This window comes from Gilvimarinus sp. 1_MG-2023 (genome assembly GCF_030548285.1).
The window spans coordinates 1-312 of record NZ_JAUOSC010000643.1; the positions used below are offsets into that span (position 1 = coordinate 1).

Below are 312 nucleotides of genomic sequence, written 5' to 3' on the forward strand. Positions count from 1 at the left end.
CCTATCTGGATAAACATGACCGCGCTTTTCTACCCTTTCTCAACCCGCGCTGGAAAGACGTCGAGGTTGAACCGGCACAACAACGAGATCCGGAACCCAAGCCGGATACTCTGCCGGTTGCCCGCCCGGCCCCGGTCGATACACCAGAACCAGCCCGGCCCACCAGTGAACCGCTCCCGCCACCCGTCGTGGTGGCGCCCCCCCCCCCGTCCACACCCAGGCCCGCGGGTATCCCACCGGAAACATTGCCCGCCAAGCCCAAAACCCTACAACAGACGGGTTATGGACGCAGTCACAGGGGCGAGATTCCCC

1 pseudogene is annotated in these 312 nt (G+C 64.1%); it reads left to right on the forward strand.

Annotated elements, in window-relative coordinates:
• Nucleotides 1–312: pseudogene (locus tag Q4563_RS18445) on the forward strand (hypothetical protein); the annotation flags it as partial.